Source organism: Acinetobacter sp. 243_ASPC (assembly GCF_001054715.1).
GTDB lineage: Bacteria > Pseudomonadota > Gammaproteobacteria > Pseudomonadales > Moraxellaceae > Acinetobacter > Acinetobacter soli.
Window position 1 is genome coordinate 1 of record NZ_JVOR01000130.1, and the last position, 15,980, is coordinate 15,980.

A 15,980-nucleotide genomic window follows, 5' to 3' on the forward strand; every position below is an offset into this window, starting at 1 on the left:
TGAACTGCACCCCAAAAATTGGACATAAAACTCCAACTGATGAGGTGCATTCACATGGGACGGTATACGTTAGAATTTAAACTCTCTGTCGTAGAATATTTTCTATCTGGACAGGGAGGACAAAAAGCTACAGCCAAAAGGTTTGGGACAAACCATTCTGCTGTTCGCGTTTGGGTTGCTGCATATAAAAAGTACGGTGTTTCAGGATTAGAATCACCACAAGTAAATTTCACGCCAGAATTTAAAGAATCTGTGATTTTATATATGCGCGAACATGGTTTATCTATGCGTGAAACTGCTGCGCATTTTAATATCCATGCTGTATCTTCTGTCAGTTTATGGGAGCGATGTTATGATGAAGGTGGTTTGCAAGCCCTAATACCCAAAAAAAGAGGGAGACCATTTGCAATGAAGCTAACAATAACAAAGTCACTACCTACTAATAAAAGCTCCTCAACTCTCAGTCCTGAAGAAATGCAACGTGAGTTAGATTATTTACGTGCTGAGAATGCCTGTTTAAAAAAGTTGCATGCCTTGATTCAGCAACAGTCACCCAACAGCAAAAAACGCTAATCATCGTTGAATTAAGGCAACAATATCGTCTAGATAGTCTGCTGAGCATCATGAAATTAGCTCGCAGCACTTTTTATTACTGGAGCAAGGCGTTACAAAGGCCCGATAAATACGAGCAAATAAAACAACATATTCAGATGATCTACCAACACCATAAAGGACGTTATGGCTATCGTAGAATTACCTGCCAGTTAAAGCGTTATGGTTACGCTATTAACCACAAAACCGTACAACGATTAATGCGGCAATTGAAGCTAACAGCATTAATTAGATGCAAGAAATATCAATCATATAAAGGTGCTTATGGGAAAACAGCGCCCAACTTGCTTGATAGAAAATTTAACGCTACCAAACCCAATCAAAAATGGGTCACGGATGTTACTGAATTTAATGTTCATGGCAAAAAGTTATATCTTTCCCCGATATTGGATTTGTTTAATGGTGAAGTGATTGCATGGCAATCCACTGAAATACCTAACCAGAAAATGATAGCAAAAATGGTTGATATGGCTTGTATGAGATTGGGTTCAAAAGACTCACCGATACTGCATTCTGATCAAGGTTGGCAATATCAAATGAGGAGCTATCAAAACAGACTTAAACAAACTGGCATAGAACAAAGCATGTCGCGCAAAGGCAATTGCTTAGATAATGCTGTAATAGAAAACTTCTTCGGATTATTAAAATCTGAACTATTTTATTTGCAGCAGTTTGACAATATTGACCAGTTAAAATGTAGTATTGATGAATATATTTATTACTACAATAACGAACGAATTAAGATGAAATTGGGTGGATTGAGTCCAGTTGAATACAGAACTCAATCCTGTTTAACCGCCTGAAAAACTGTCCAACTTTATGGGGTCAGTTCACGAAGGTGGTTTTTGTTTATCGTGGTATTGGTTTTTACTTGTAATCCCAGGAATATCCATTTTCCCCGCAATTTCTTTCAATTGAATCTAAAACCCCATCAATATCAGCCATTTGAATTTCATAGTTTTCGCCACTTGATCTTATTTTTCTATACTCATTAATATTAGTTTGAATAATTGCTCTGCAATTTTTAGGCAGACCTGTTTCACCGAAAGTTGGTTTGCTGTTTGGTTTTGAGCAACCTGATAATACAATGGTTAGAAGTATGAATGTTATTGATTTCATGATATTCCCCTTAATAATTTAAGAGGAATATAACAAGAATTTAAGGCATAAACGAGTAAGAATTCACCGATGGAACCTGGCTATTTTGATTATTCGCCTGATTCTGTGATTTATACTTTTCGTTTAATTCTCGAATGGTTTGTAGTGCGGCTAATCGGGTTTGTACTGGGACCGTTGGATCAGACAAATTACCAGCCATCTCTTTATACATGGCAACATCTTTATCTGACTGCGGGCCAGACATTTTGGGCATTAAAGAAACCAACTGACCCGAAAGTGTTTTAAGCTGTGCTGTTGCCTGTGCCCCTTGCGTTGAAACACCTACAGCATTACCCAGCACGTCCAGTCCAGTACCTAAATAACTATTTGTCGCCTTAGGTAGAATTTTTTCAATCTCAGGAAGAATGGTATCTACTCGTTGTAAGCGTTGAGTTTCTTCCTTTTGAGCCGTTTGTGCTGAATTATTTGCAGCCTGCATCTTAATTGGCTGGCCGTCCTCACCCAACACACGAACACCCTTACCATTCGGATAAATTGCATAACGATAGCCATCATTACCAGTTTCAAATCCAATTGGTTTGTTTTGCTCAAAAAACTGTTTTTGTTGATTGAGTGTGTAATTTTGTTGAAACTGCGACTCTTGCTGTGATCGGTTCTTATCAGCAGTTTGTGCACCAACATCAGTTGAGTAAATTGAAGCATTGGTTGAGCGAATATTATTGCTAGTTGATGTTTGGTTATCAGCAACATTGTTCGCTGTTTGCATTAAGTATGATGCTGGATCCTTAGAGCCTGCCAATGCTAATCCTGTTGCCCATTGTTTGATTTCATCAGGACTATTCATTGCTCTCAATTTATCAAAGTAGTTTGAATAATCAGCATCGCTTAACATACCTACACGGCGCAAACCATCCAAACCCAACAAAATTTGAGATTTATCACCTGTCATTGCCCCTGAGGTAATCGCCTGATTAATTGCACCTAATTTCTTTTGTGCATTATCAACGCCATAACCTTGACCTTGCTGATTGTTCTTAAATGCCTCACTTGAAGTTTTAGCAATATCGGCTTCGGATTTAAGTTGATCAGTATAAAGCTTGTTCTGAGCTGCGATTTGTGACTGAATCTGAGGCACAACGAAACGCGAAAGCTTGGATTGTTTACCCAAATCAAGCATCTTGCTTAAATTTCCCTCAGACTCTTTATAAATGCGATTGAGCTCACCATCGGTTTTTTGTTGTGCATAGAACTGTGCCAATTGTGACCCACGCCCTAACATGCCAAGCATATCAAAGCTTTGAGTCTGTAAAGGGATACTAGGATCAATAGCCATGGTTAAATTACTCCACTATTTTTGTTCATTGCGTACATGGTGGCCATAGAGCCAAGTTGATTCGCGTAATTATTCCAATTGTTTGCACTTGCCACCGTTCCAGCTGCTGCTGCATTTGCCCCACTGGTTAAATTGGCACCCGCAGCACCTACAGCGCTTTGCCCCATGGTTCCAGTTTGTACAGCCGAGTTTTGCCCCATATTTGCCAGATCTTTTAAACGGGCATAACGGTTTTGCTGATCATTATTAAAACGGGTGTATGCATTATTGTATTCTTGCGATGCCATATCACTGTTATAAGCATTCAATGCCTTGAGCGTTGCACCACTTAACAACCCCCCACCAGCAGCAGCTGAACTTTGAATGCCATTCATTCCATTCTGTAGGCGGAACTGATAACCCGGATCTTGCTGGTAGTCTGTAAGGCTGAATGGCTTTGTAAGAGAGCCATCTTTATATCCAGCCAACAATTGATCTAAGCCGTACTTACCAGCCTCGGTATATGGCATCAAATCATCACGTGTTTGATTATATTGCTCAAGTTGCATTCCAGCAGCATCCGAAGCTGCTTGTGACTGCTGTTTTGCAGCCTTCTTTGATTGGCTACTTGAATATGCGGTTCCAGCAGCACCAATTGCTGCCGCACCGACCATTGCTGCTGCTACCATCTTAATCTCCCAACCAAGCCGAGTAATAGGTTTCGACTGGCATATAACCCAATTTTTCAAACAACCATGAAGCATCTTTATGTAGCTTCGACCCAACAAACATGCGCTGTACCTTGCGCTGTTTTAACTGTTGTTCGACATATTTAAATAATTGAAATCCTGCCCCACTTCCTCGGTGCTCAGGCAGTACATAAAAAATATCCATTTGACAAGTTAGGCATGTTGAGTAATGTAGCCCTGGCGCAATAAAGCCAATAAAATAACCGACCATTTCACCTGACTTACGCAACGTGATAAAAATCAATTCACCACGGCGTTCAGCATCAACATATTTATCAAATTGCGGAGAAAGTGGCACCTTATCTTGGTTGAGCGCCAACTCTTGATAATGAATTGGCAGTAATGGCTTTAAATTACCAAGATTCTGCTCAAAGCTTTCAGTATGCGTGGTAATCATGCTTTCACCTTGATATCAATCACCATTGAAAGTCGCTCTGTATTTGAGTTGTTTACCACTTCGTGTTCGAGCTTGTTATTAAACCAAAACACTTCACCACCACGCATTTCAAGCTGCTCATCTCCAGCACGAATATAACAACCCGCACCCGACTGTAAAACGATATGGAATCGTGTGTAATAATCAGTATGTTCAGGTGTATCAGCATGAGGATATATTTTGCCACCTGGCACAATTTTATTGATCATGACTCGCCCAAGGCGCTCACCTTGTACATATCCCATAAGTGCCATAACCAATGGCCGAGCTTCTGTTAAAACCTGATATGCTGGATAATCAATGCTTTCGTGCTGGTCAAAAAAAGATTCTCCACGCTTGTATTTTTCAAGCTCTTCCTCTTGCTCAAACACGCGTTTTTCGGGAAAACGAAGCATGATTGATTCAATTTCACCAAACGGCCCCTGCGGGTAATCACGTAAAAACGTGTCTTCTTTCCATAGATCAGGATTTTGCTTAATCTGCATTAGAAGCTTGGTTGGATCTATACCAGGTAAAAGTTGAAAATTCATCATACCGCCTGCTCCATTACTGACAACATTGCATTAACACCAGTACCAGTGAAATAAACCTTGCACCCTGCTTCAAGCGCATGATTGATGACTTCAGGACAAAGATAAGACTCGTTTTGACTTAAGGTTTTTCGTACTAAGCGCTGAGCCAAATCTACAGCCTCAACATTGGCGGGTACTAGATAGATCTCAATCACCACGTTGGCCTCAGATTTATTATGAAAGGTACATGCTCGTACTTGTGATACTGTGCTTTCTGGCACCTGATAAGCCAACACATTGCCAGCGATTAAAGTCTGTGGCTTGAATGGGTTTTTATACTTAATCATGAATAATCTCACTGGATGGAAGTGTGACCACGGGTAAAACAGGCTCAACACTCATTGGTATTGCACATAAAGGCATGATTTCTTGGTCACATAAAAAAACCGCCAAAACTGGCGGCATTTCTTCAATATGGCTTTGATGTATGGGAACGGTTGTAAACACGTTTTGCATTTCAGCTATATCAAAGCCTTGTTGTGCTAAATGAGCATTAGTCGGAAGTTGATTGGCAAGCTGAATAAGCTCCAGTATGTCACCGTTGGCATCCGTGTTATTTGCCAGTTTTGCCAACTTTTGAAAGAACATTACCCATACCTGGGATATCACGCCATTTGAGTAAATTGGCTCATATAGCGGCACTTGAGTTGAGTCAGGCACAATCATTATCGGATCCTCGCTTTGGCACCCAAAATCACCAGATTTGCAGCATCCGACATCCTCAGCCGAAAAACTCGATTGAACGACTGTCCGAGACGGCGAAAAATAACACGCTTATCATATCCACCGATTGCTCCTAGATCCTGCTCAAATGTCGTGGACCATGTTCTTCCACCATCATTGGACCAATCCAGCATAACCAATGGTTTTGTATTTTGATCTTGGCCAACCTGTAATTTTAATTCCAACTCATCAAAAATAAGTCGCTGACTATGTGGATTAATGACAGGTGTTGTTCGCTCGCGTAGAATCATCACGCCATTGTCGGTTTTGGTATTTCCGCATAAACGATAAATCAAACCGCTCTCTCGATCACCGACTAGATGCTCACCATTAAAGAAGCAATGAGTGTTTGCCCGGTGATGCTCTCCAGTAAAAGTTTCATTGTTATACCAACTGCGTTCATGCCACATTTGCGTAATCGCGTCATAACACCAAGTCTTTTTAGCTGTTGGGAATGTCATCAATAAAAAAGCATGTCCATCTTGCTGATAGGCAAATGAATACGCATCTTCAATCTTGGTGTAATTTGCAATCTCAGTTTCAATAGCGTGATTCGAGATACGTGACGTTTGATAGCCTTGAGTCATCACAATCTGTGCTTGACCATGATCGGTTTGACTAAGCCAGATTAATGCACCACCGAATTGACATACCGAGTTTTTAGCCACACAACCAGTTGGAATGTAGGCGCCAGACATTCGTTGAAAGGGCAAATCTGGTGAACCAGTACTGTTCCATATCTCAGTGGTTTTTTCGCCTATTAGCCAAAGCTGACCATTATTGGCCACAGTACGCACAATGTTGTCTGATTTCGCCTCAGCAGTCGCATAGCTCAAAGCATCAGTTTTCTGACTCAATAGTTGCGACCATTGCACACGACCACTGTTTGGTACTGTCCAGATAAAGCGTGAATCCAGATAAGTGATATCACTTGCACCAAAATATTCTTCACCCTTAATTTTGGTTAAAGTGCCCTTTTCCAGCGAATAGGAATAAAGTGAATCACCAGCGATCATCAGTTGCAAAGAATTATCTGCACAACTAACAAAGTCACTACCTGTTATTTCACCAATTTCGGAAACCGTATCATTCTTATCGATTTGATACAACTTTGAGCCAGCAACCACAAATAACTTATTTGCACATGTATAAAGTCCTCTGATCTTGCCATTAAGTTCAAAACGCTTGAATAGTCCGGGTGTGCAAAGTAAAGCTGAAACTTGTGGCGTATTACCACTTTCAACAATCTGAGGATACAAATTCACTGTACGCTGGCAATCAATTGACCAGTCTTTCAAGTGATATGACTGGCCAACGATCGGAATATCAATGACGCCACCCATAACAAGCTCCTACACCTATACCAATTTCATTATTCGAATCATTTGCATAAATCGGAGTGACATTGCTTTTATTTAACAACCGCATGGCATTGTCTAAATTTTTGATTAATTCAGGGCTTGCAGATGTGCCAAACATCGGAGCTATTTCCAGCGCCAAACTTAAACGTAAAGCACGTTCATAGTGCTTAGGAAGCAATAACTCATCAGAGCAATCAAAAGCTTCAGGAAAGGTGAAAACTTTGATCTTTAGCTCTTTTGCACCACGATCACACACTTCAAAAACCCAATCGCACACATCTTGCCGATAAATCACTGGAGCGTACACTGGTCGCAATCGAGTGTCATTTTTATCCCGAATCAGATCAATCTGACAGCCATCTAGCCAAGCTACCGTTGATATAGACTGAATGTCCGCTTTGAAATCGATTTTAAGCGGGGGTTGGTGCAATCCGCATGTGCATTCCTCGCTATTAAATTCGGCTGAATTACATGCTACACAATCTGAAATTTCGTAGTCACAGCAAAAGTTTTCACTGTGACTTTTAGGCGCGATACGGTATGTGCCAGATCCATTAAGTTTTAAAATCAAAATATTGGATTTGTACACATAAAACTTATCGGTGGCCCACTGTGATAATAATTGGTGTAAACAATCAACGGCGTCAGCAAGCTCATCTGCACGTGCATTTTCACCTGCTGCTAATACACCGAGTTGTTTTAATGCGCCTTCAATGATCTTGCTGATTTTCATAGTTGTTCCTTAAAAGGATGTTGGTTGTGCAACAGCTCGGACTAAGTACATAAGACCTGTTTGGAATTCGGTTTTAGCCATTGCCGCAAAACGCTCTGGGGTAGCATCTTCCAAGCGTTTTAATGTTTCAGGGTCTAAAGGATCCACCGCTGTCTTCGGTAAAGGTTTGAAATCTTCTTGTCCATATAGCGCTTTCATGCGCTGTTTGTTCACATGCTGCTGAACCTTAATAATCGTTGCTTCGATTTGAGGGCCAAGCTCTTTAATTTCATTCATTAGTGCAACTTCTTCTGCACTAAGGTCGCGATAACCAGTAATTTTGCGATGTTGATTTTCCATTATTGCTCTACCTTTGGTTTGGGGTTTTTAGGTTTTGCATCAACAGCTTGCCCAACTTGAGATGTAAATTCATCAAGCTGCTTACGAAGCTCAATATTTTCCTTAGAACCGCGCTCAATGATTACATTTAGCCGTTCAACTTCTACGATATTCTCATCACGTTCAGTTTGAGCGACAGAAGCCTGTTCTTCAATACGCTTACGAAGTTCAATGTTTTCCTTGGAACCGCGCTCAATGATTGCATTTAGCCGTTCAACTTCTGCGATATTCTCATCACGTTCAGTTTGAGCGACGTTGAGTTGAAGTTCTAAATCAACAACCTTTTTGCTTAATTCATCAAGCTTTGGATCAACTGGTAGTTCACCTTTACTTGCTGAGCCAACTACTTCAGAAGCAAGGCCCGTCCACTTTTCCAAATCAGCAAAATCAACATAACCCTGATCTTTTAAATCAGACTCGTGGTCCTGATCATCTGCCAAGATGTGCTGATAATGCTTTGTGTTGCCCTTATAGAGCATTTTTGGATAATCCACTTTTCATTACTCCAGAAATGACAACACCCCAATTAAGGGGCATGTGTTGTCATGGGTTTCTTAATTAACGCTTCATTCCGACGCGGCCTGCATGATTGCCACGCACTGTGGTGAATCCATAGAGCACATCGAGACGAGTATCAGTGGTTAGTGTTTGAATATCACCACCAGTCTGAACAGTCAATGCAAAAGAATCAGATTTAAACATGTAACCTTCAGCATTTGGAATCACGCCAATAGGTACAAATGCAGCAGCAAATGCATGTGGATCAAAAGCTAAAGCTTGTTCGATCAAATCACCTTCATTGCCAACAAACACTAATACAGCTGAATCAGCCGCTGTTTTATCGACTGTTGCATTAGCAACGCGCTTACCATTCGCATCCAAGTTTGGGATAATTTCAGGATAAATCTTAAGTGTTGCAGTTGCACCACCAGCAATTACCTTTTCAAGCACTGTAAATTGCATTAAATGTGCTGTTTTTTGGCGCGTAAGCGGATGAATCATGTAGACACCAGGAATCTCAAAAACCTGACCAGCTTCAATCACATCACCATTTGCTAAACCTTTAACCGCTAAAGTTCCACCAGTCTGAGCTGCTGCATTAGTGGTAATACCAGATGTCTTGGCATTGGTTAGCGACCAAATATGCTCAGATTCAAAGAAATCAAAGCCACGCGCCCGACCAACATAACCCTCTTTGTACTGCTTAGCAATTTCAGTATTAGGGTTAAACAACGTACCACTATTATCAACAATGTCATTCTGCAAATCACTAGATGTGATTACTTTACGATCAGAATCGGGCGAAAGTGCACGGTTCATTGCAGAACGAATACGACCAAACGGCGCCAGTGGATGTTTTTCGTTTGCTCCATATAAGGTGAAATTATTCACAGTAATGATGGCTTTTTTAAGAATATCTGCATCCACCACAGAAGCCAATGAATTGACAGCTGGTTTTAAAAAACGCTCTTTATAATCAGACAATTCAAGCTCGCGCTCATAAACGCCAAATTGTAGAGCAACGTGTTTATGCGTATCCACCTTAAGCACAACTTCTTGCTCTTGAGCGTTAATGTTCTGGTCATCCTGATTGATGACATTACCATCCGTCACGACTGGTACAGGTGGTACACGAATTGTTACCTTGCCACCCTTTTTATATCCATCCACTTCCTTGCGAACATCTTGTTCACGGTCACGACTGACTGAGCGAATAAATACAGACTTTTCTAACAGCATTGCAGCTGCTTCACGCGCAATCATTGAATGCGTCAATACTTTATTTGGCATAAATTACAATCCTCTGGATTTTAAAAATTCTTTATCGGACATGCTTTCAGGATCACGTTTAAGTGGAGCATTTCCTTTGGTTGGATTAATTGGTTTTGGAGCATTGGGGATTTTTGGAGTTTCTTTCTTAGCAAAAGAATCAGCACGTTCACTTAATAGGCGAGCAGCTTTAAGTTTTGAAGATCCAGAAACCAATTCATGAAATTCTTCATCTTTAGCCAGCTCATACAACAATCGAACCTGAATATTTGCGTCATACCCAAATTCGGCTGCAACTTCATCAAGCGTAATTGGCATTGGAAGTCCGCGATTAATTCCAGCAGTGACCACTTCATCAAAATCAGATGCTGTTTCAGCGAAGCTATCAATAGCTCCCTGAAACTCAGCTTGTTTTTGACTTTGCGTTTGTTCAGCCTGTTTTTTGCCTTGTTTTTCCTCCAAACGGCGCATAGCCTCTTCGACCTGCCATTCTCCAAGTTTTTCCTGAAACTCCTCGTAAGTCTCAAACTCTTCGATCTTTGGTTTATCGTTGGCCTTTGGCGTATTTTGCTTGGCTTCATACTCCGCTAAACGGCGTTTTAAGTCTGCATTTTCTCGAGTTGTTTTTTCAATCCGCTCTTGTGCACGACTTTTTTTAGGCTTTTCAGCTTCTTGGTTTGGCTGTTCACCTTCTTGTGGTTGAGCGCCTTCGCCACTTTCCTGATGACCTTCACCATCAATGGGTTCTACAACTTTGACTGCTTCACCATTATTTTCCGTAGCGGTGTTTTCTACGTTGTCTTGAGTCTCAGAATTCGGATCCATTGCCCTGCTCCATATTTGGCGGATTGCCATCATTGTTGATCTGTACGCTTTCCCCAAATTGATCAGATTCGGGAGCGAAGTTTGGTTGATCCGTTGGTTCAGACATTAAAAAACCCTCGCTAGGAGGGTTTGGCATGTCTGGTGATATCGTGTCAGGTGGTGGATCATTCCGCTCTGACTGCGGGATTTGCGTAATGTCTTGGCTTGGTGCGTAATTATCTACACCCTCACCCTGCTGAACCCATGTAGGCGGCGCGTTAGTGATATCGATACGTTGCTTTAATAACTCAATAATGCCTCGTAATTCCTGCACATCTGAGCGACTAGCTGCATTGATTTGAGCAACTTTAATATCTTTTTCAACCTGTAGCTGGGTTTTAACCATTTCAAGTTGACGATCTTGATCTTTGTCATCCACAAGCTTTTGTAATTTTTCAACATCAGCAGTCATCTTTTGAATCACCTGATCCATCTGCTGAATTTGCGCCTTCGCCTGTTCAGGATTAATTTGATCACCATCACCCAACAAATTAGGCGGCATGGTTTTCTTGATACGTTCAGCAATTTCTTTTGCATTCAGTAACGGCGAGTTTTGAAGCAAAATATCACCAATGATGGCAAATAACTGCGGATTCATTTGCAACAGTTGCATGATCATCTGGAAATTTTGCTCACGCTGGGTGTTATATGATGGGCCTGTATCCATACGGACGTCATACCGACCAATCGTTACATCAGCCAAAACATTCTCGGCTATCTTATCAAAGAGCTGCACTGTCTTTGCCTCACCATCCACACCAATGATGCGGCGAACCATTGGTACTGTATACAGATTCTGATACAACCCAATTAAAATTCGTACACCGTGACGAATCGACTTGTTTAGATTGTCCTGTAAGTGAAACTGTGCAGTTTCAGACTGCCTTTGACGCATACCGATTGCCACACCTGAGACTTCCTGTGTATCTCCACCCATGATTGGTGCATGCATGTTGAGAATATCGGTAATAGATTGCTTTGAACTCTCTGCAGCATTCAAAACCGCTACTGGTGGTGTAGACCCCTGCATTCGATACGGCGCTTGTTGAATCTCACCGTGTTCAGACACTTGGTTATAAAACAATGTGGCGTACTTCTCAGGATTCTTCCACATATCCTCATAGCCTTTTACAGCCTCAGCGGATGCAACCGGTTTATCCTGGTATTTCTGTGTTTGTTGCAATACTTCCGCTTCAGTAGACTTCCAGAAGTTATACAAACGCTGTGAATCTTTTGCAAAGTGAATCAATGAAAAGATGTAGCGCTTTTCTTCAACAAAAGTTACGCCACCGTAAACTGGTATGATCGGAATATATTTACCAGGAAACTCCGTTTCATCCAAAACCGTACTACCCGACACCTTGTACCATTTGATGACTGTGCGTGTTGTGTCTCTTTCATTTTGAACCAGTAAATCCAAGTCTTGCTCAGTCAAACCAAATTCAGACAGCAATTTAGATTTTAGTCCGGTGGTTCCATCTTCCAGCAGTAAAAGCTTATCGCTGACTTCTTCACGCTTAAAGTATTCAACAATACGTACTAAGTTTTCTGAGTCATTGCACCAATTTGAGTAGTTCTCCATGTCAAAATCGGACAAATCTTTACCATATTGCTTTTCAGCAACATCTTTATCGATCCACTCACCAACAATTGCCCAATTCATATCAGATCCATCGAAGGTTTTACTTTGCGGATCGATATATACAGCCTGTGGATTTGTCACCATCATGAAGCGTGGTTCTTGATTGAATGAATCCTCACTCACGTAATCGGTAACGATGCGAATAAAACCGATACCAGAATATACGGCGTTTTCTGCTGCAACATCTGCAACAGATTCAAAATCGGATGATTCCTCTGTGTCTTTGATTAACCCCTCAATTAATTTGGCAATCTCAGGATCTGCGCCATTGTCCACAGGTACAACTTTTGCTTGTGGACGGTTTTGACGCTGTGTATTGATTTGTTGTCCACAATAAGCACGAAGCAAATTAATCTCAAAGCTTGGTTTTCCAGCTGCGGTACGCTTTGCAATTGAGCCTTTCTCCCATTGCCCACCCTTCACAGTTACAAATTCTTTATCTTCAATGCCGCGCTGATAATTGTCTTGCCACTGTTCTTCAGCATATTTGAGATTTTTTTTAATCTCGACCAGGATATCATCATCCTTTTTTTTATCTTGAGACATTATTGCCATCCTGATTGTTGTGGTATCGATAAAGGTTTAGCTTTAACGACTGGTCGCTTAATTGGGAATCTAAACGCGATTGGGTATGTTCCAGCATCATTCATATGGTCATAGCCTCCTGATTTATCAGGTTCACCATGATCATTGTAAATTTGACGCTCTAAGCATGTCGTGAACTGAGGGCAGTTTGCTGTGTTCACAAATAAACGGCGCTCACCTAATGTATTGCAAAGCATGCCATTGGTTGCATTTACCCTATCCTTAACTGCTGGATTGGTTGGATTTACAAACACCTTAAACCCTGCCTGCTTAAGTAATGAAATATCAGACTGACTAGCATTATTAGATTTACGATTATCACCAGATGCATCTGGGTAGACCCTAATCTCATAACCCTTATATTTCTTCTTGATTGCATCAATCATTGCTGGCGTATCAAATAGATTATGAAACTCATCTACTGCATGCATTTCAGTTTGATTGCGATCAACATAAACAACGGCCGACATTTTCGTTACGTTGAAATCCATACCAATGTGCAAAATATCCTTTTCACCAACAGTTTCATGTGATGCATTAAGCTTTCTGTTGAAGCAGTAATAAACAACACCTTGATAACTTTCAAAACTCGCTTCATATTCTTGGCGAAACGTTTTAGGATCCATTTTGCGTCGAGCAACAGCAATTTCCTCGGCTGGAATATTACCGCCCTGCAGTGATGTGTATGACCAACTTTTATGATCAGGCTCTCGTCCATCTTGCCCATCATTCCATGTGTCATAGCAATGGTTATATCCCTTAGGTGTACCGATCCTAAGAACATGCCCACCGACTCTTTTGACCCCATTTACGATGTACTTGCAAGTTGAAAGCATAGGGCGAAGCACTTCTTCCCATGCAGCCCACTTACAATCAGCCCATTCATCAATAATGAGAAAAAAAAGGCCCGAACCTCGTAAATCGTCATAGTTGTCTAAACCTACAACACGAATAACATGACCACTTTTTAAAGTGATCGAGCATTCGGTCTCATTGGGCTTCCCAGCTCGCCATGCTGGAGGAATTGCTTGCTTTAATCGTTTCCAAAAGACGCGCTTGGCTTGCTTGAATGTCGGTGCTGCATACCAAATTTCATCCTCAACAGATACATTCCATTTTGCGGCCAATCTTGCAGCACGGCGCATTTCTGCTTTAGCTAAAAAGGTTTTACCAAATCGGCGACCACATACAGCATCACGAAAACGGGCTTCTTTTTGCCATCCCCATAAATATATGTTTGCTTGTTTCGGTGTTAGTTGTACAGCACCATCAGGAGGATTAAAGAATTGGCTCATTTGGAATTTCCTCATCAGGATTCAGGCTGATTTTGTAATCTTCCTCAGGAGGCCTTGTTTCAGGTGGATTGACTTCTCGTTTGAGTTTTTCTAATTCTAATTTTTTTATCTCTAACTCAACACAAGCCTTAGTTTGTGGATCTGAGTTGTTACTCGTAACTACTTCTTTTGCTGCCAACTCAAGCCATTTTGGTGTGAGCACTGGATTATCAGGATAAGCATCAATAAGATCTTGAATTTTTTGCAGCCGGTACCGTTTATTTGCAACTGGAATAGCTTCAAGCTCTTCATTAGCCTGCCGTCGATATTCAAAGAATTTATCCCGCAACTCTTGGCTTAAATCTTGCCCCGTTCTTTTAGTCGGATCGTAGGCCTCACATTGTTGTGGCGTGACATCGACCTTAAAAATGTCTTTAACTGTTTTGGATGTTTGGGTCGGTGTTTCAAACTCAGCAAGCATCCTAACGATGAACAGTTTCACCTTTTTGGTAATACGTGCCATTTTCACCATTCCATCCAAGTACATCCAAGTAAAATGGCAAAAAAATTTAAACCACCCTTAGATAGCAAGTACCACAAGCGTGAAAGACATCTGCCTTTGCGACTTCTGGACGTTTATTTGCTGCATCAACCATTGCTTGAACATCCTTATTTGCACCATAACGGCGAACAACGCCTGTAAATTCTTCTACATCGTGGCCTTGAATGGTCAGATTTGGCTTTCCTGTTTCTCTGTTAAATGAGGGAATGCCCCATTGATCCTTTTTGTGTGCGATGTGATATAGCTCATGCTCAATCAAAGCACAAAAATCTATATCATTGGCTTGCTGCGCGTATGTCGCATCTATAGTGATAAGATAATCAGGTATGCAATTAAACCAATGAGAAAACTGTTCTTCTTGACGTTCTTTTTTCCAACCGCTGGCATTAATCATTATTTTCTCAGCAGTGCCAACCACAAAACGCCCCTGTTTCTTATATCCACCTTTAGCCCACATCACGGCGATCTGTGGGTAGTAAAATGCTCCCAAGTGCGCATGGTCAGGATTGAACAATTTATGCTCTGGATTAAGAAAGATTGATTTGATCCACCGCCACAATTCTGGAGCTGGTGCAAAGTTCGGGGTATCTAACGAGAATATCCATTCTGGTGGATATGGACGTTGCTGAATTACCAATCCAATTTCATTCATAATCACACCAAATAAAAACAAAACCCCGCCAATAACATGTATGTCAGCGGGGTTTCATGAGCCGTAATCCGTTCGGCAAGTTGACTCGCAAAGCGTCCTAAGCGAGTGGGGTTTAAAAACAGAAAAAGCCCGCATATGCGAGCTTTAATCTATCTTAAGGGCATCTAATTAATAAAACGCCCATTTTAGAAACACTTATACTTAAGTGTTCTGTTTGTGTCAAGCTAAAACAACGGCATTCGGTTCAAAATGAAATGATCTTGCCATACTGTCACGGATATTGTTTTCCCAATTTTCGATGCATGCCTCTGCAATTAGCTCATACGGTTCATAGCGTTCAGAGTAGCCAGACTTTGAAACTTTAAGTTTTGCGATCGTTATTTTTTCATGCAATGTATACGGACGTTTGCCCGTTCCTCCGCATTTATCACAGAATTTCGCGCCTTCTGGATAGCCTTTAGCATTAAACAACTCAAGTTTTCCTAAGCCTTGGCAATGGCTACACATAGCTTTGGTAAATAAACGACCACGTAAAACTACTTCAGCTATTCCTTTGGCCACATTGGTTAAGTCTCCTTGGCAGTTGTTTGGCTTAAAATTTTTCTTAATCATTTCCTTATGGATCTTTCCTGCCAA

General features: G+C 41.1%; 18 protein-coding genes and 1 pseudogene. 1 reads left to right on the forward strand and 18 read right to left on the reverse strand.

The genetic code is table 11. The annotated features are described in order from the left end of the window. Window positions 1–54: 54 nt before the first annotated feature. A protein-coding gene (locus ADA42_RS18230; protein ID WP_409360268.1) for an IS3 family transposase occupies window positions 55–1,415 on the forward strand; the annotation gives its coding sequence in 2 pieces (ribosomal slippage) (window positions 55–550 and window positions 550–1,415; 1,362 coding nt in all). A 64-nt stretch (window positions 1,416–1,479) separates the two neighbouring features. On the opposite strand, the gene ADA42_RS16435 is transcribed toward ADA42_RS18230, so the two are convergent. The 18 genes and pseudogenes from ADA42_RS16435 to ADA42_RS16520 form a co-directional block, all read right to left on the reverse strand. Next, a complete protein-coding gene (locus ADA42_RS16435; RefSeq protein ID WP_048766296.1) occupies window positions 1,480–1,731 on the reverse strand; it encodes a hypothetical protein in 252 nt (83 codons plus the stop codon). A gap of 40 nt (window positions 1,732–1,771) precedes the next feature. After that, window positions 1,772–3,064 (reverse strand): hypothetical protein, encoded by a 1,293-nt coding sequence (locus tag ADA42_RS16440; RefSeq protein ID WP_053086591.1) that lies wholly within the window; start codon window positions 3,062–3,064, stop codon window positions 1,772–1,774. A 2-nt stretch (window positions 3,065–3,066) separates the two neighbouring features. Next, complete coding sequence (locus ADA42_RS16445; RefSeq protein WP_048766298.1) at window positions 3,067–3,732, reverse strand: hypothetical protein; 666 nt, start codon at window positions 3,730–3,732, stop codon at window positions 3,067–3,069. A gap of 1 nt (window position 3,733) precedes the next feature. Beyond that, window positions 3,734–4,189: a GNAT family N-acetyltransferase gene (locus ADA42_RS16450; RefSeq protein ID WP_048766300.1), complete on the reverse strand. Its 456-nt coding sequence runs from the start codon at window positions 4,187–4,189 to the stop codon at window positions 3,734–3,736. Next, complete coding sequence (locus tag ADA42_RS16455; RefSeq protein ID WP_048766301.1) at window positions 4,186–4,761, reverse strand: aspartyl/asparaginyl beta-hydroxylase domain-containing protein; 576 nt, start codon at window positions 4,759–4,761, stop codon at window positions 4,186–4,188. Before ADA42_RS16455 ends, ADA42_RS16450 begins: the two co-directional genes overlap by 4 nt. After that, window positions 4,758–5,087 carry a hypothetical protein gene (locus ADA42_RS16460; RefSeq protein WP_048766303.1) on the reverse strand — a complete coding sequence of 110 codons (330 nt, stop codon included), beginning with the start codon at window positions 5,085–5,087 and terminating at the stop codon, window positions 4,758–4,760. The genes ADA42_RS16455 and ADA42_RS16460 overlap by 4 nt, the downstream gene beginning before the upstream one ends. Beyond that, the gene (locus tag ADA42_RS16465) at window positions 5,080–5,466 is read right to left on the reverse strand and encodes a hypothetical protein (protein WP_048766306.1); all 387 of its coding nucleotides are present in this window, start codon (window positions 5,464–5,466) and stop codon (window positions 5,080–5,082) included. The genes ADA42_RS16460 and ADA42_RS16465 overlap by 8 nt, the downstream gene beginning before the upstream one ends. Continuing rightward, window positions 5,466–6,866 carry a packaged DNA stabilization protein gene (locus ADA42_RS16470; protein ID WP_048766307.1) on the reverse strand — a complete coding sequence of 467 codons (1,401 nt, stop codon included), beginning with the start codon at window positions 6,864–6,866 and terminating at the stop codon, window positions 5,466–5,468. The genes ADA42_RS16465 and ADA42_RS16470 overlap by 1 nt, the downstream gene beginning before the upstream one ends. Continuing rightward, complete coding sequence (locus tag ADA42_RS16475) at window positions 6,850–7,617, reverse strand: hypothetical protein (protein ID WP_048766309.1); 768 nt, start codon at window positions 7,615–7,617, stop codon at window positions 6,850–6,852. The genes ADA42_RS16470 and ADA42_RS16475 overlap by 17 nt, the downstream gene beginning before the upstream one ends. Window positions 7,618–7,626: 9 nt before the next feature. Further along, window positions 7,627–7,956 (reverse strand): DUF7681 family protein, encoded by a 330-nt coding sequence (locus tag ADA42_RS16480; protein ID WP_048766311.1) that lies wholly within the window; start codon window positions 7,954–7,956, stop codon window positions 7,627–7,629. Beyond that, entirely contained in the window at window positions 7,956–8,489 is a 534-nt protein-coding gene (locus ADA42_RS16485) for a hypothetical protein (RefSeq protein WP_048766314.1), read from the reverse strand. Before ADA42_RS16485 ends, ADA42_RS16480 begins: the two co-directional genes overlap by 1 nt. A 64-nt stretch (window positions 8,490–8,553) precedes the next feature. Then, window positions 8,554–9,786 (reverse strand): P22 phage major capsid protein family protein, encoded by a 1,233-nt coding sequence (locus tag ADA42_RS16490; RefSeq protein ID WP_048766316.1) that lies wholly within the window; start codon window positions 9,784–9,786, stop codon window positions 8,554–8,556. Window positions 9,787–9,789: 3 nt separating this feature from the next. Continuing rightward, window positions 9,790–10,590 carry a hypothetical protein gene (locus ADA42_RS16495; protein ID WP_048766317.1) on the reverse strand — a complete coding sequence of 267 codons (801 nt, stop codon included), beginning with the start codon at window positions 10,588–10,590 and terminating at the stop codon, window positions 9,790–9,792. Continuing rightward, a complete protein-coding gene (locus ADA42_RS16500; RefSeq protein WP_048766319.1) occupies window positions 10,574–12,817 on the reverse strand; it encodes a portal protein in 2,244 nt (747 codons plus the stop codon). The genes ADA42_RS16495 and ADA42_RS16500 overlap by 17 nt, the downstream gene beginning before the upstream one ends. Then, window positions 12,817–14,151, reverse strand: a complete 1,335-nt coding sequence (locus ADA42_RS16505) for a terminase large subunit domain-containing protein (protein WP_048766321.1) — start codon at window positions 14,149–14,151, stop codon at window positions 12,817–12,819. The genes ADA42_RS16500 and ADA42_RS16505 overlap by 1 nt, the downstream gene beginning before the upstream one ends. Then, complete coding sequence (locus ADA42_RS16510) at window positions 14,135–14,653, reverse strand: DUF2280 domain-containing protein (RefSeq protein ID WP_048766323.1); 519 nt, start codon at window positions 14,651–14,653, stop codon at window positions 14,135–14,137. Before ADA42_RS16510 ends, ADA42_RS16505 begins: the two co-directional genes overlap by 17 nt. A gap of 46 nt (window positions 14,654–14,699) precedes the next feature. Continuing rightward, window positions 14,700–15,347, reverse strand: a complete 648-nt coding sequence (locus ADA42_RS16515) for a putative metallopeptidase (protein WP_048766328.1) — start codon at window positions 15,345–15,347, stop codon at window positions 14,700–14,702. A gap of 216 nt (window positions 15,348–15,563) precedes the next feature. Continuing rightward, window positions 15,564–15,980, reverse strand: a pseudogene (locus tag ADA42_RS16520) (hypothetical protein); the annotation flags it as partial.

Excerpts from the sequence above, each read along its gene's own strand:
- ADA42_RS16500 (WP_048766319.1), bottom strand. The coding sequence starts at position 12,817 with ATGTCTCAAGATAAAAAAAAGGATGATGATATCCTGGTCGAGATTAAA.
- ADA42_RS16495 (WP_048766317.1), bottom strand. The coding sequence starts at position 10,590 with ATGGATCCGAATTCTGAGACTCAAGACAACGTAGAAAACACCGCTACG.
- ADA42_RS16505 (WP_048766321.1), bottom strand. The coding sequence starts at position 14,151 with ATGAGCCAATTCTTTAATCCTCCTGATGGTGCTGTACAACTAACACCG.
- ADA42_RS16435 (WP_048766296.1), bottom strand. The coding sequence starts at position 1,731 with ATGAAATCAATAACATTCATACTTCTAACCATTGTATTATCAGGTTGC.
- ADA42_RS16455 (WP_048766301.1), bottom strand. The coding sequence starts at position 4,761 with ATGATGAATTTTCAACTTTTACCTGGTATAGATCCAACCAAGCTTCTA.
- ADA42_RS16460 (WP_048766303.1), bottom strand. The coding sequence starts at position 5,087 with ATGATTAAGTATAAAAACCCATTCAAGCCACAGACTTTAATCGCTGGC.
- ADA42_RS16475 (WP_048766309.1), bottom strand. The coding sequence starts at position 7,617 with ATGAAAATCAGCAAGATCATTGAAGGCGCATTAAAACAACTCGGTGTA.
- ADA42_RS16440 (WP_053086591.1), bottom strand. The coding sequence starts at position 3,064 with ATGGCTATTGATCCTAGTATCCCTTTACAGACTCAAAGCTTTGATATG.
- ADA42_RS16450 (WP_048766300.1), bottom strand. The coding sequence starts at position 4,189 with ATGATTACCACGCATACTGAAAGCTTTGAGCAGAATCTTGGTAATTTA.
- ADA42_RS16445 (WP_048766298.1), bottom strand. The coding sequence starts at position 3,732 with ATGGTAGCAGCAGCAATGGTCGGTGCGGCAGCAATTGGTGCTGCTGGA.
- ADA42_RS16465 (WP_048766306.1), bottom strand. The coding sequence starts at position 5,466 with ATGATTGTGCCTGACTCAACTCAAGTGCCGCTATATGAGCCAATTTAC.
- ADA42_RS16490 (WP_048766316.1), bottom strand. The coding sequence starts at position 9,786 with ATGCCAAATAAAGTATTGACGCATTCAATGATTGCGCGTGAAGCAGCT.
- ADA42_RS16510 (WP_048766323.1), bottom strand. The coding sequence starts at position 14,653 with ATGGCACGTATTACCAAAAAGGTGAAACTGTTCATCGTTAGGATGCTT.
- ADA42_RS16480 (WP_048766311.1), bottom strand. The coding sequence starts at position 7,956 with ATGGAAAATCAACATCGCAAAATTACTGGTTATCGCGACCTTAGTGCA.
- ADA42_RS16470 (WP_048766307.1), bottom strand. The coding sequence starts at position 6,866 with ATGGGTGGCGTCATTGATATTCCGATCGTTGGCCAGTCATATCACTTG.